The organism is Brachybacterium paraconglomeratum, assembly GCF_003994255.1.
Lineage (GTDB): Bacteria > Actinomycetota > Actinomycetes > Actinomycetales > Dermabacteraceae > Brachybacterium > Brachybacterium conglomeratum.
In genome coordinates this window covers 118058-131237 of the sequence record NZ_ML133858.1, presented here as the reverse complement: position 1 = coordinate 131237, position 13180 = coordinate 118058, and the positions used below count along the sequence as shown (strand labels likewise).

At 74.3% G+C, this 13180-nt stretch carries 10 protein-coding genes; 2 read left to right on the top strand and 8 right to left on the bottom strand.

What is annotated here, in order from left to right:
- Nucleotides 1-69: 69 nt before the first annotated feature.
- The 3 genes from DS079_RS12810 to DS079_RS12800 form a co-directional block, all read right to left on the bottom strand.
- On the bottom strand, nt 70-1077 hold the full coding sequence (locus DS079_RS12810) for an L-idonate 5-dehydrogenase (protein ID WP_126988267.1): 1008 nt from the start codon (nt 1075-1077) through the stop codon (nt 70-72).
- A gap of 100 nt (nt 1078-1177) precedes the next feature.
- A complete protein-coding gene (locus DS079_RS12805) occupies nt 1178-2014 on the bottom strand; it encodes a FadR/GntR family transcriptional regulator (protein ID WP_164736246.1) in 837 nt (278 codons plus the stop codon).
- A gap of 7 nt (nt 2015-2021) precedes the next feature.
- Nucleotides 2022-3476, bottom strand: a complete 1455-nt coding sequence (locus tag DS079_RS12800) for an Nramp family divalent metal transporter (protein ID WP_126988265.1) — start codon at nt 3474-3476, stop codon at nt 2022-2024.
- Between the two features lie 131 nt (nt 3477-3607).
- On the opposite strand from DS079_RS12800, the gene deoC reads away from it, so the two are divergent.
- On the top strand, nt 3608-4273 hold the full coding sequence (deoC, locus tag DS079_RS12795; RefSeq protein ID WP_126988264.1) for a deoxyribose-phosphate aldolase: 666 nt from the start codon (nt 3608-3610) through the stop codon (nt 4271-4273).
- A 130-nt stretch (nt 4274-4403) separates the two neighbouring features.
- On the opposite strand, the gene DS079_RS12790 is transcribed toward deoC, so the two are convergent.
- Nucleotides 4404-6206 (bottom strand): phospho-sugar mutase, encoded by a 1803-nt coding sequence (locus DS079_RS12790; protein ID WP_241237649.1) that lies wholly within the window; start codon nt 6204-6206, stop codon nt 4404-4406.
- Complete coding sequence (locus tag DS079_RS12785) at nt 6203-7072, bottom strand: purine-nucleoside phosphorylase (protein WP_126988263.1); 870 nt, start codon at nt 7070-7072, stop codon at nt 6203-6205. The genes DS079_RS12790 and DS079_RS12785 overlap by 4 nt, the downstream gene beginning before the upstream one ends.
- Before the next feature lie 98 nt (nt 7073-7170).
- Here DS079_RS12785 and DS079_RS12780 point away from each other — a divergent pair, with 98 nt between their 5' ends.
- Entirely contained in the window at nt 7171-8634 is a 1464-nt protein-coding gene (locus DS079_RS12780; RefSeq protein WP_164736245.1) for an NAD(P)H-quinone dehydrogenase, read from the top strand.
- Nucleotides 8635-8800: 166 nt separating this feature from the next.
- Here DS079_RS12780 and DS079_RS12775 read toward each other — a convergent pair whose 3' ends face one another.
- The 3 genes from DS079_RS12775 to DS079_RS12765 are packed head-to-tail and all read right to left on the bottom strand — an operon-like array spanning nt 8801 to nt 13143.
- The gene (locus DS079_RS12775) at nt 8801-10579 is read right to left on the bottom strand and encodes an acetyl/propionyl/methylcrotonyl-CoA carboxylase subunit alpha (protein WP_126988262.1); all 1779 of its coding nucleotides are present in this window, start codon (nt 10577-10579) and stop codon (nt 8801-8803) included.
- A gap of 57 nt (nt 10580-10636) precedes the next feature.
- Nucleotides 10637-11401 (bottom strand): Maf family protein, encoded by a 765-nt coding sequence (locus DS079_RS12770; protein WP_126988309.1) that lies wholly within the window; start codon nt 11399-11401, stop codon nt 10637-10639.
- A 56-nt stretch (nt 11402-11457) separates the two neighbouring features.
- Complete coding sequence (locus DS079_RS12765; protein ID WP_126988261.1) at nt 11458-13143, bottom strand: DUF885 domain-containing protein; 1686 nt, start codon at nt 13141-13143, stop codon at nt 11458-11460.
- Nucleotides 13144-13180: the final 37 nt, after the last annotated feature.

The window sequence follows — 13180 nt, the reverse complement described above, 5'->3', positions numbered from 1 at the left end:
ACGGCCGCTCGAGCGCCGCGGGCCCGCCGACGAGGTGTCGACGGGCCCGCGGACGGCGCGGCGCGGCCGTCAGGCGAAGGTGAGCACGACCTTGCTCGAGCCGCGGCCGGCGGCGGCCTCGAAGGCGGCCTGCGCGTCCTCGAGCGCGAACTCGTCGCTGATCACCTGCTCGGCGACCTCGCTGCTCGCGAGCAGCTGGACCGCCTGCTCGATCTCGGCGACGAAGCGGTAGGTGCCGCGATAATCGAGTTCCTTGGAGACCACCGGACCGAGGGTCACGCTGACCGGGGTCGGGGGCAGGTTCCCGACCTGCACCACGATCGCGGCGCGGGCGATGCTGCGCAGGATCCCGTCGAGGGAGGCGGGGGCGCCGGAGGCCTCGAAGGCCACGGAGATCCGCTGGTCCATGCCGTCGGTGGACTCCAGCGCCTCGTCGGCCCCGAGCGCGAGGGCGCGCTCGCGGGCGGCCTCGGCGAGGTCGACGGCGGTGATGTGCGCGGCGCCCGCGGCGCGGGCCGCGAGCACGACCAGCAAGCCCACGGGGCCGCAGCCGCTGACCAGCACGTGCTTGCCGGTGAGGTCGCCGGCACGGGTGACGGCGTGCATCGCCACGCCCAGCGGCTCGGCGAGCACGGCGCGGCGGGTCGACAGCCCCTCCGGCAGCGGCACGATCTGGTCAGCGTCCACGGTGAGGGACTGGGCGAAGGCGCCGTCGGTGTGCGGGTCCTGCGCGGCGGAGCCGAAGTAGGTCAGGTCCGGGTGGAGGTTCTCCCGGCCCACCAGCTCCTCCGGCAGCGGGGAGCGGGTGCGGGCGGGGTGCACGGTGACGCCCTGGCCGACGGCGAGGCCGGTGACGCCCTCGCCGAGCTCCTCGATGCGGCCGGAGATCTCGTGGCCCAGCACGAAGGGACGCTTCATCACCGCGGTGCCGGAGACGCCGGTCCTCCAGTAGCCGAGGTCGGAGCCGCAGATGCCGCCGTACTCGACGGCGAGTCGGACCTGGCCGGGGCCCGGGGCGGTCGGCTCCTTCTCGACGAGGCGGAGGTCGCCGGGGGCATGGATCTCGAGAGAGCGCATGGTCAGTCCTTTCGGTGCGGACGCTCGCGGCGGCGCTGGCCGCGAGGGCCCGGGGGTGACGGGTTCGGAGGTGAAGGGGCGGGTGGCTCGTCGCGTCCGGTCAGGCCGGGCTCGGCGAGGATCCCTGGGCGGCGGGGGAGCGGTCCACGGCCTCGACGGCCCGCATGTGCTCCGCCATGGCGGCGCTCGCCGCCTCCTCGTCGCCGGCGAGGATCGCCTCGACGATGCGGACGTGCTCGGCGTGCTCGGCGCCGACGAGCCCGCGCGCCTCGCGGGTCACGCGCAGCTCGCGCATTGCGCGGAACAGCGGGGCGCTGACCGCGTCGAGCACGCCGTGCAGGGCGGGGCTGTCGGCGAGACGGGCGATCTCGGCGTGCAGTCGCATGTCCAGGCGGGGGTAGGCCTCGGAGTCGCCGAGCGCCTCGCCCATCTCCTCCAGCAGCCGGCGCAGCGCGCCCGCCCCGTCGGCCGACGGGCCCGCCGCGCCGATCCGGCGGGCGGCGAGGGCGGCGGCGCGCACCTCCAGCGGGGAGCGCAGATCCATGAGGGTGGCGAAGCCCTCGCCGGGGGCGGTGCGGATCGTGCGCGAGAGCGAGAAGCGCACCAGCGAGCTGTCGGTCGGGCGCACCCGGGCGGCACGGCCGTTGGAGATCTCCACGATCCCGAGCGCGTCCAGGGCGCTCAGCGCCTCGCGCACCACGGCCTTGGAGACCGCGAAGCGCTCCGCGAGCGCCCCGGCCGAGGGGAGCGGGTCCCCGGCGTCCAGGCCCTCGTCGTCGATCAGGTCGAGCACGGCCTGCCGCGCCCGGCCCACGAGGGTCTCGCGGCTCAGCGCCTGGTCCGACGGGTCGACGGGGGAGGTGAGGTAGCGCCAGGCGGTGTCGCCGAGGCCCGCGGCGCGGGTCTGCTCGGAAGGCGGGGCCTGCTCAGAGGACATGGTCTGCTCAGAAGGCATTGACGAGCCCGATCACTCCCACGGCGATGATCGCCGCGGCGGAGATCCACAGCATGATCTCGGTGGGGCGGCCGTCGCGGATCCGCGGGTCGGTCTGCGTGCGGGCCAGGAACACCGTCGCGATCGCCGCGCCGATGAGGTACACGGCGTTGAGGATGCCGGCGATGATCACCAGCAGCAGCGGGGAGGAGGCGATCGTGCCCAGCAGGCCCCAGCCGATCGGCAGGACGATCATGATGACGCGCTGCCAGCGGTCGCGCGCGACCTGGTCGTTCCAGTCGTACGCGCCGAAGACGGCGAGGGTCTGGCCGGAGATGCGGCTGAGGCTGGGGACGTTGGCGAGGATCGTCTTGAACAGCGCGAGCCCCGCGCCGATGAGGAAGAGCACGCCGCCCCAGGTGCCCACGGCCGAGTCGAAGATCGAGGAGATGGTCACCATCACCTCGTTGCCCTCGGGCACCAGGCCCTGCGGGTGCAGCACGGCGGCGCCGAGGATAAAGAACGCGGCGGTGGAGGCGGTGTAGATGACCCACGAGACCCACGCGTCGACCTTCATCACGGAGATCCAGCCCCTGGCGCGGGAGACCCAGCCCTCGGAGCCGTCGTCGGGGCCGGTCCAGGCGGCGTAGCCCTTCTCGACGACCCAGTAGGTGTAGGCGGTGGTCTCGCCCGCGCCGACGCCGGTCATGCCGAACATCGCGATCGCGACGCCGATCGCCCCTGCCGCGAGCTGGAAGCGCATGCCGCCGGCGAGGTCGCCGGCGCTCCACGCGAACTCGGTGCCCTGCAGGAGGAACACCATCACGATCGCGAAGAGCGTCACCAGCAGCACCAGCACGGTGGAGATCCGCTCGACCACGGCGTAGCGGTTCAGCGAGTGGATGGCGATCGCGACGATCACCAGCAGCGCGACCCAGACGCCGATGGACAGCAGCGAGTAGGGCTCGCCGCCGATCGGCATCAGGCTCGAGAAGGCGAAGGCGGAGGCGCTGATCACGCCGGCCTGCCCGATGAAGAACTGCAGGATCATCAGCAGCTGCAGCCAGGAGATCCAGCCGCGCCTGCCCAGCCGCGGGGGCACGTCGTCGTAGCCGTCGACCGCGGTGCGGCCGGTGGAGATGGACCAGCGGGCCAGCTCGATCTGGACCCACACCTTCAGGAAGGTGGAGACCAGCACCAGCCACAGCAGCATGAAGCCGACGGTCGCGCCGAGGGCCGTCGCCGTCAGCAGCTCGCCTGAGCCGACGACGGCGGCGGAGGTGATCATGCCGGGGCCGAGGAACTTCAGCCGGCCGCGCAGGGTGGTGGGCGGATCGGCGATCTGGGAGCCGTCGACCACGTAGGGGTCCACGCCCTTGGCGAGCACGGTGCGGGTGGGGAGGTCGGGGCTCGGCTGCGGCGAGGCGGGGGATCCGCTCGGCGTCGAGCTGGGGGACGTCGTCATCGACGGGTTCTCCTTCACACGGTCTGGGCGCGAGGAGCCGCGTCGCGCCGGATGCCGGGCAACCTATCAGATAGGTGGATAGGTGGTGGCGAGGTGTCGAACACGAGCGCGCTCGTGGGAGGATTCCGGACATGACCGCACTCGAGAACGCTCAGCTCGCCCAGCTCATCGACCACACCCTGCTCAAGCCCGAGGCCGCCCGCGCCGACGTCGACGCGCTCGCCCGCGAGGCCGAGGCCCTCGGCACCTGGTCGATCTGCGTCTCGCCCTCGATGCTCCCGGTCGAGACCTCCGTGAAGGTCGCGACCGTCTGCGGCTTCCCCTCCGGCCAGCACAGCGCCGAGGTGAAGGCCTTCGAGGCGCGCGAGTCCGTGGACAAGGGCGCCGACGAGATCGACATGGTGATCAACGTCGGCCTCGCCCGCGCCGGGCAGTACGACCAGGTGGAGCACGAGATCCGCGCCGTCCGCGACGTCGCGAAGGCCCCGGTGCTGCTCAAGGTCATCATCGAGTCCGCCGCCCTGGACGACGAGCAGATCGTCGCCGTGTGCCAGGCCGCCGAGCGCGCCGGCGCCGACTTCGTGAAGACCTCCACCGGCTTCCACCCCGCCGGCGGCGCCTCCGAGCACGCCGTGACGCTCATGCGCGAGACCGTCGGCGACCGCCTCGGCGTCAAGGCCTCCGGCGGGATCCGCACCCGCGAGGCCGCCGAGGCCATGGTCGCCGCAGGCGCGAGCCGGCTGGGCCTGTCCTCCTCCAAGGCCATCCTCGAGGGCGGCACCGGCTCCGGCTACTGAGCAGTCGTCGTCCCCGCGCGGGGACGCCTCACCCCTCATCGCACGAGGTCCGGCAGGGAGGATCCTCCCTGCCGGACCTCGTGCCGTCCGCCGACGGGACGCGCCGCTCAGGCGCCGGGGAGCGCAGTGCTCAGGCGCCGGTGAGCGCGGTGCGCATGTCCTCGGTGATCCGCTCCAGGCGCTCCGCGGCGGCGCGGCGCACCGCGCCGAGCCCGGCCTCGTCGGCTGCGGCGGCGACCTTCTCGCGCACCTCGATGTAGCACTTGAGCTTGGGCTCCGTGCCGGAGGGGCGAACGATCACGCGGGCGTCGTCGGCGGTGACGAGCAGCACCCCGTCGGTCGCCGGCAGGCCGGTGGTCTCCGCGGAGCCCTCGGCGAGGTCCTGCACCGTCGTGACCTCGGAGCCGGCGAGGGCGGCGGGCGGCTCGGCGCGCAGCCGCGCCATCATCACGTCGCGCTCGGACAGCTCCGTGACCCGCAGCGAGAGCTGCGAGGTCGCGAACAGGCCGTGCTCCCGGGCGAGCTCGTCCAGGCGTCCGACGAGCGTGGTGCCCTCGGCGCGGGCGAGCGCCGCCATCTCGGCGACCATCAGCGCGGCGGAGAGGCCGTCCTTGTCGCGCACCACCTCGGGCAGCACGCAGTAGCCGATCGCCTCCTCGTAGCCGAAGACGATCCCCGGGGCGCGGGCGATCCACTTGAAGCCCGTCAGCGTCGTCGCGGCCTCGAGCCCCGCCGCCTGCGCGATCCGGCCCAGCCAGCGGCTGGAGACGACAGAGTTCGCGATCGTGCCCGCATAGCCGTGGCGGCGGATCAGGTGGTCGCCCAGCAGCACGCCGAGCTCGTCGCCCGTGAGCATCCGCCAGTCGCCGAGGTGCGGGTCGAGCACCGCGGCGGCGCAGCGGTCCGCATCGGGGTCATTGGCGACGACCACGTCGGCCTCGAGGGTGCGGGCGAGCTCGAGGGCGAGGTCGATCGCGCCGGGCTCCTCCGGGTTCGGGAAGGCGACGGTGGGGAAGTCGGGATCCGGATCGGCCTGCTTCGCGACCGGGTGCACCTCGGCGAAGCCGGTGCGGTGCAGGGCCGCGAGCGCCGTCTCGGTGCCCACCCCGTGCATCGCGGTGTGCACGATCCGCACCTGGCGCGGCCCCTCCGGGTCCGGCAGCGCGCAGATCGCGGCGAGATAGTCCTCGCGCAGCTGCTCGCCGAGCACCGCCCAGCCCTCGGCGCGGGGGATCTCCCGCACGGGGCCGACGGCGGCGATGCGGGCGGCGATCTGCGCGTCCGAGGGCGGCACGATCTGCACGCCCTGCCCGTCGGGGGCGGAGGCGCGGCCGCCGAGGTAGACCTTGTAGCCGTTGTCCGCCGGCGGGTTGTGGGAGGCGGTGACCACGATCCCCGCGTCGGCGCCGAGGTGGCGGACGGCGAAGGCGATCAGCGGGGTCGGGCCGTGCCGCTCCAGCAGATGCACGCGGCAGCCGGCCGCCGTCATGATCGCGGCGGAGGCGCGGGCGAAGTCCTCGGAGCGGTGGCGGGCGTCGAAGCCGATCACGACCAGAGGCTGCTCGAGGTCGAGGTCGCCGGTGAGATGGTCGGCCAGGCCGCGCGCGGCGCGGGAGACCACGGCGAGGTTTATCCGGTGCGGTCCCGGGGCCATGCGGCCGCGCAGCCCGGCCGTGCCGAACTCCAGGTCGCCGGAGAAGGCGTCGCGGATCTCCTCGGCGGCCGCGGCATCGCCGGCATCCGCCTGCTCCAGGAGGCTCTCGAGCGCCGCCCGGGTGACGGGATCGGGGTCGTCGGCGATCCAGGCGGCGACCCGGGCGCGCAGCTCGGCGTCCGGGCCGGGGGCGTCGCCAGCCGGACCGGCGGCGCCTGCCTCGCCGGCGGTCGTCACGTCGTCGGCGTCGCCGGGGGAAGGAGCGGGCTCGGGGCTCATGCCGCGCCGCCGTCGGCGCCGGCCGGGGCGCCCGCGCCGTCGGCCGCTCCCGCGGTGATCCGGCGCACCGTCTCGGCGAGCAGGCGCGAGATGCGCGGACCGGCCTCCCGGCCCGCCTCGAGCACCTCCTCGTGGCTGAGCGCCTCCCCGGAGATGCCCGCGGCGAAGTTCGTCACCAGCGAGATGCCCAGCACGTCCAGGCCGGCCTCGCGGGCGGCGATCGCCTCGAGCGCGGTGGACATCCCGACCAGGTGCGCGCCGATGGTCCTCGCCATCTGCACCTCGGCCGGCGTCTCGTAGGTGGGGCCGGAGAACTGCATGTACACGCCCTCGTCGAGGGAGGGGTCGACCTCCCTCGCGATCGCGCGCAGCGCCGGGGTGTACAGATCGGTGAGGTCCACGAAGTTCGCGCCCACCAGCGGGGTCGCACCGGTGAAGTTGATCTGGTCGCTGATCAGCACCGGCGTGCCCGGACGCCAGGACGGGTCGATGCCGCCGCAGCCGTTGGTCAGCACCATCGTGCGCGCGCCCGTCGCGGCGGCGGTGCGCACGCCGTGCACGACCGCGTCCACGCCCGCGCCCTCGTAGAAGTGGGTGCGGGCCCCGAGCACGAGCGCCCGCGCGCCGGTGCCCTCCACGCGGATCGAGCGCAGCGTGCCGACATGGCCGGCGACGGCCGGCGGGCGGAAGCCGGGGATGGAGGTCGCGTCGGCCTGCCAGACGGTCTCGCCGAGGAGGTCCGCGGCCCCGGCCCAGCCCGAGCCGAGCACCAGCGCGAGGTCGTGGGCGGGGACGGAGCTGGCCTCGGCGATCGCGGCGGCGGCGTCGCGGGCGAGCTGGTACGGATCAGTGCTCGATGCAGTCATGGACCGAAGGTAGCGCAGGGAGCGGGCGGTGCGAAGCCCGCTCGGGCGGCCTCCCGGAAACCGCCCCCGACGTCACAGGTCCTTGGGATGATGGCGGCGTGGACGATCCCAGCACCGCCATCCCCGCCGACCCCCGCCGTGTGCCCCGCTGCGCCGACGACGTGCAGGTGGTGATCATCGGCGGAGGGCCCGGCGGCTACGAGGCCGCGCTCACGGCGGCCCGCCAGGGTGCCCGCACCACCCTGGTCGCGGACCGCGGCGTGGGCGGCGCGGCGGTGCTCACCGACGTGGTGCCGTCCAAGACCCTCATCGCGACCGCCGAGGTGCTCGACCTCGTCGCCGGCTCCCGGGAGCTCGGGATCCGGGACGCCGACGACGGCGCCGCCCCCACGGCTGAGACCCTCGACGTCGACCTCGACGCGGTCAACACGCGCGTGCGCCGACTCGCCGACGCCCAGTCCGCCGACATCCGCCAGAGCCTCGTCGCGGCCGGGGTCGAGGTGCTCGACGGGCGCGGCCGCCTCGACGGCCCCGACCGGGTCGAGGTGAGCGGCGCCGACGGGGAGACCCGCGTGCTCGAGGCCGACGCGGTCCTCCTGGCCGTCGGCGCCCGCCCCCGGGAGCTCGAGACCGCGCCCTTCGACGGCGAGCGGATCCTGAACTGGACCCAGCTGTACTCGCTGCAGGAGCTCCCCGAGCACCTGATCGTGGTCGGCTCGGGCGTGACCGGCGCCGAGTTCGCCAGCGCCTACCGTGCCCTCGGCAGCGAGGTCACCCTCGTCTCCTCGCGCGAGAAGGTGCTGCCGGGCACCGACGCCGACGCCGCCGACGTGCTCGAGGACGCCTTCGCGCGCCGCGGCGTCACCGTGCGCTCCCGCTCCCGGGCCGCCGGGGCGCGGCGCACGGCCGACGGGGTCGTCGTCACCCTCACCTCGGGCGAGGAGATCGAGGGCAGCCACGCGCTGATGGCCCTCGGCGGGGTCCCCTGGACCTCGGACCTGGGACTGTTCACCGCGGGGGTGCGGGTGCGCGAGAGCGGCCACATCGAGACCGACCGGGTCTCTCGCACCTCCGTGCGGGGCATCTACGCCGCGGGCGACTGCACCGGCGTGTACCCGCTCGCCTCGGTCGCGGCGATGCAGGGCCGGATCGCGATGCACCACGCCCTCGGGGAGGCGGTCTCCCCGCTGATCGCCGCGCAGGTCTCCTCCGCGATCTTCACCAGCCCCGAGATCGCGGTGGTCGGCGTGAGCGAGCAGGAGGTCGCCTCCGGCCAGGTGCGGGCCGACGTGCTGATGCTGGGCCTGGAGACGAACCCGCGCGCGAAGATGCAGGGCATCGACGAGGGCTTCGTGAAGCTGCTGGTGCGCCCCGACTCCCACACGGTGCTCGGCGCCGTGGTGGTCGCGCCGCGGGCGAGCGAGCTGATCCTTCCCTACACGCTCGCCGTCGCGCACCGCCTGACGGCGGAGCAGCTCGCGGGCACCTCCACCGTCTATCCCTCGCTGACCGGCTCCCTCGCCGAGGTGGCGCGGCAGAAGGTGCTCGCCGGCGGTGCCTGATCCGTGCGATCAGGGCGCCGTGCGCACGATGCGCCCCGGGCCCGCCGAGCCAGTGCGTCGCGCACACGAAAGCGCTCTGTGCGTGACCTCGACGCCTGTACGGTGCTGAGGTCACGCACGGAGCGCAGAATTGTGCAGGGGGCGGGCTGGGGGCGCCCGAGCCGGGTCAGTCCTCGATCGAGCAGAGCACCGCGCCGGCGGAGACGGTCGCGCCGATCTCGGCGTTCAGGCCCTTGACCACGCCGGAGCGGGAGGCGGTGATGGGCTGCTCCATCTTCATCGCCTCGAGCACCACCAGCACATCGCCGTCGGCGACGGTCTGGCCCTCCTCGACGGCGACCTTGACGATCGTGCCCTGCATCGGCGCGGTCACGCCGTTGCCGCCCGCGGCGCCCTCGCCGGCACCGCGGTGCTGGCGCTTGCGGCGCTGGCGCACCGCGGCCTGCGGGGCGCGCAGGGAGGCGGGCAGGCTGATCTCGACGCGGCGCCCGTCGACCTCGACGACCACGGCTTCGCGGTCCTCGGGCTCCTCCGGCTGCGCCGGCAGCGGCGCGGCGGGCAGGTCGCCGGTGAACTCGGTCTCGATCCAGGTGGTGTGCACCGAGAAGGGCTCCTCGGCGTCCTCCGGGGTGAAGGCCGGGTCCTCCATCACCGCGCGGTGGAAGGGCAGCACGGTGGGGATGCCGTCGATGCGGAACTCGGCCAGGGCGCGGCGGGAGCGCTCGATCGCCTCCTGCCGGGTCGCACCGGTGACGATGAGCTTGGCGAGCATCGAGTCGAAGGCGCCGGAGACCTCGTCGCCGGCGCGCACGCCCGACTCGATCCGCACGCCCGGGCCCGAGGGCACGTCGTAGCGCTGGATGCGGCCCGGGGAGGGCATGAAGCCGCGGCCGGGGTCCTCGCCGTTGATGCGGAACTCGAAGGAGTGGCCGCGCGTGACGGGATCCTCCTCGCTGACCTGCTCACCGGCGGCGATGCGCAGCTGCTCGCGCACGAGGTCCACGCCCGCGACCTCCTCGGTCACGGGGTGCTCGACCTGGAGGCGGGTGTTGACCTCGAGGAAGGAGATCGTGCCGTCCTTGCCGACGAGGAACTCGCAGGTGCCGGCGCCGACGTAGCCGGCCTCGCGCAGGATCGCCTTGGAGGAGGTGACCAGCTGGGCGCGCTGCTGGGAGGTGAGGAAGGGCGCGGGCGCCTCCTCGACGAGTTTCTGGTGGCGGCGCTGCAGGGAGCAGTCACGGGTGGAGACGACCTGCACGTTGCCGTGCATGTCGGCCAGGCACTGGGTCTCGACGTGGCGGGGCGAGTCGAGGAACTGCTCCACGAAGCACTCGCCGCGGCCGAAGGCGGCGACGGCCTCGCGCACGGCGGAGTCGAACAGCTCGCGCACCTCGGACTCCTCGCGGGCGACCTTCAGACCGCGCCCGCCGCCGCCGAAGGCGGCCTTGATCGCGATCGGCAGGCCGTGCTCGCGGGCGAAGTCGACGACCTCGTCGGAGTTCTTGACCGGGTCCTTGGTGCCGGCGACGAGCGGGGCCCCGGCCTTCTGGGCGATGTGGCGGGCGGAGACCTTGTCGCCCAGCTTCTCGATCGCCTCGGGCGGCGGGCCGATCCAGGTCAGGCCTGCGTCGATCACGGCCTGGGCGAAGTCGGCGCGCTCGGAGAGGAAGCCGTAGCCGGGGTGGATCGCATCGGCGCCGGAGCGCTTGGCGATGTCCAGGATCTTGTCGACGACGAGGTAGGAGCTCGCCGCGGTGCTGCCGCCGAGCGCGTACGCCTCGTCGGCGATCACGGTGTGCAGCGCGTCGCGGTCCGGGTCGGCGTACACGGCGATCGACCGGAGGCCGGCGTCCTTGCAGGCCCGGGCGACGCGCACCGCGATCTCCCCACGGTTGGCGATGAGCACCGTGGACAGGGGGCGGGGCTTGGCGGGTCGAGGGGCCATGAGGCGGAGGTTCCTTCCGGGGAGTGCAGCAGAGGTCGAGTGTAGTACCGCGGACCCTCAGGGAGCGGCAGGCCGTGACCGGTCGGGCACGTCGGGGACGGGCGCGGGATCGTCCTCCGGCGCGGACCCCTCCGCGGAGCCGTCGTCGACCGGTGTCCACAGCTCGTGGATCCCCAGGCCGATGTCGGCGAGCAGACGGCGCAGCAGCGGCAGCGAGAGCCCCACCACCGCGTGCGGGTCCCCCTCGACGGACTCGACGAAGGGGCCGCCGCGGCCGTCGATCGTGAAGCCGCCGGCGACGCCGAGCGGCTCGCCGGTGGCGACATAGGCATCGATCTCCTCGTCGGAGAGGTCCGCGAAGGTCAGGGCGCAGGACGCGGTCGCGCCGAAGGTCGCCCCGGTGCCGCCGTCCTCCGGATCGCGGTCGTCCACGATCCAGTGGCCCGAGTGCAGCACCCCGGTCCGTGCCCGCATCGCGCGCCAGCGCTCCGCGGCCCGTGCCGGCTCGTGGGGCTTGCCGACGACCTCGCCGTCGATCTCCAGCATCGAGTCGCCGCCGAGCACCACGTAGCCGCCCTCGCTGCGCGCGGTCGCCGCGAGCGCCTTCTCACGGGCCAGCAGCAGCACCTCCTCGGCAGGGGCGAGCGGTGCATCGCCGGCGGCCGCGCGCGCCGCGGCGAGGATCCCGTCCTCGTCGAGGTCGACAGGCAGGGTCTGGTGCTCGATGCCGGCCGCGGCGAGGGTCGCGCGGCGCCCGGCGGAGGCGGAGGCGAGCAGGAGCAGCGGCTCGTGCTCCTCGACGCCGGCCGACGGGTCGAGCATCGGGTCGGCGCTCGGAGCGCTCGCCGCCCCGGCCGACGGGTCGTGCGCGGCGGCGCTCACAGTGCACCCTCCAGCACCGACAGGGGCAGGCTGCCCAGCTCGAGCGCGCGGCGGTGGAAGTCCCGCACCGCTGCGGGGGAGGAGTCGGCCGCGGTGGCGCGCTCGCGCAGCTGCTCCCAGGTGCGCTGGCCGAGCTTGTAGGAGGGGGCCTGGCCGGGCCAGCCCAGATAGCGGTTCAGCTCGAAGCGGCGCTCGGCCTCCTCCACGCCCCAGTTCTCGGTCATGAACTCCCAGGCGGTGCGCTCGTCCCAGGCGCCGCCGTCGGCGCCCGGCAGGCCGGTCGGCATCGCGAGGCCCAGATGCAGGCCGATGTCGAGCACCACGCGCCCGGCGCGCAGGCGCTGGGCGTCCAGCATGCCCATCCGGTCGCCGTCGTCCTCGAGATAGCCCAGCTGCTCCATCAGCCGCTCGGCGTACAGCGCCCAGCCCTCGCCGTGCCCGGAGACCCAGCACAGCATCGCGCGCCAGCGGTTCAGGGTGGTCGCCTGGAGGGTCTGGATGCCCACCTGCAGGTGATGGCCGGGCACGCCCTCGTGGTAGACGGTCGTGGTCTGCTCCCAGGTGCGGAACTCCTCGGTCCCGGCCGGGACGTCCCACCACATGCGGCCGGGCCTGGTGAGGTCCTCGCTGGGGCCGGTGTAGTAGATGCCGCCGGAGCCGGTGCGGGCGATGCGGCACTCGAGGCGGTGCAGCGGCTCGGGGATGTCGAAGTGGGTGCCGGCGAGGTCGCGGATCGCGGAGTCGGAGAGCTGCTGCATCCACTCCTGCAGGGCGTCGGTGCCGTGCAGGAGCCGGGCCGGGTCGGCGCTGAGCGCCTGCCTCGCGGCGGCGACGGAGGTGCCGCCGCCGGTGGCGTAGCGCTCGTTCAGCCGCGCGGCGACCTGCTCCTGCTCGGCGATGATCGCGCGCAGCTCCTCCACGCCCCAGGCGTAGGTCTCCTCGAGGTCGATCTCGGTGCCGAGGAAGGTGCGGGAGTGGAGCTGGTAGGCGTCCCGGCCCACAGCGTCGGCCTCCGGTGCCTGCGGCACCAGGGACTCGAGCACGCCCGCGATCTCGCGATAGGCGGTGCGGGCCTGCTCGGCCGACGCGCGCACCTGCGCCTTCTGCGCCTCGGTGCCGACGGCCTCGCCCGCGAAGGCGTCGAAGAAGCCGCCGTCGGCCGCGTAGCCGCGCGCCTGCTCCGCGCCCAGCAGCAGCTGGCGGCGCGCCGAGACGGTGCCGGCGGCCGCGGCCTCGCGCAGGGACTCGGCCCAGCTGCCGAGCGCACGGGGGAAGCCGGCCATCCGCGCGGCGAGCACCTCCCAGTCCTCGGCGGTGTCGGTGGGCATCTGGTCGAGCACGTCGCGGGACTGCAGCACCGAGGCGAGGTTGTTGACGGCGGCGATGTCCAGGTGCTGCTCGGCGCGCTCGAGGTCGAGGCCGAGCCGCTCGGAGAGGGCGGCGCGGGTGACGGCGTCGACGTCATCGGCGTCGGGCACCTCGGCGATCGCGGCGAGCAGATCGCGGGCGAGGTCCTCCCGTGCGGCGACCGCGGCGGGGGAGTAGTCGGTGACCTCGCCGTCGTGCCCGGCGATGCCGAGCTCCGTGGCGAGGAAGGGGTCTTGCGCGGCGAGGTCGTCGACGTAGCGGTCGGCGAGCGCGTCCAGGGCGGAGGGGGTGCGGGCCGGGGTCGGGGAGGACATGTGCCGCAGTCTAGGTCGTTCGGCGGGCCTCCCGGGC

Coding starts and splice junctions, on each gene's coding strand:
- DS079_RS12785 (WP_126988263.1), bottom strand. CDS start 7,072: ATGACTGCATCGAGCACTGATCCGTACCAGCTCGCCCGCGACGCCGCC.
- DS079_RS12790 (WP_241237649.1), bottom strand. CDS start 6,206: ATGAGCCCCGAGCCCGCTCCTTCCCCCGGCGACGCCGACGACGTGACG.
- DS079_RS12775 (WP_126988262.1), bottom strand. CDS start 10,579: ATGGCCCCTCGACCCGCCAAGCCCCGCCCCCTGTCCACGGTGCTCATC.
- DS079_RS12810 (WP_126988267.1), bottom strand. CDS start 1,077: ATGCGCTCTCTCGAGATCCATGCCCCCGGCGACCTCCGCCTCGTCGAG.
- DS079_RS12765 (WP_126988261.1), bottom strand. CDS start 13,143: ATGTCCTCCCCGACCCCGGCCCGCACCCCCTCCGCCCTGGACGCGCTC.
- deoC (WP_126988264.1), top strand. CDS start 3,608: ATGACCGCACTCGAGAACGCTCAGCTCGCCCAGCTCATCGACCACACC.
- DS079_RS12805 (WP_164736246.1), bottom strand. CDS start 2,014: ATGTCCTCTGAGCAGGCCCCGCCTTCCGAGCAGACCCGCGCCGCGGGC.
- DS079_RS12800 (WP_126988265.1), bottom strand. CDS start 3,476: ATGACGACGTCCCCCAGCTCGACGCCGAGCGGATCCCCCGCCTCGCCG.
- DS079_RS12770 (WP_126988309.1), bottom strand. CDS start 11,401: ATGCTCGACCCGTCGGCCGGCGTCGAGGAGCACGAGCCGCTGCTCCTG.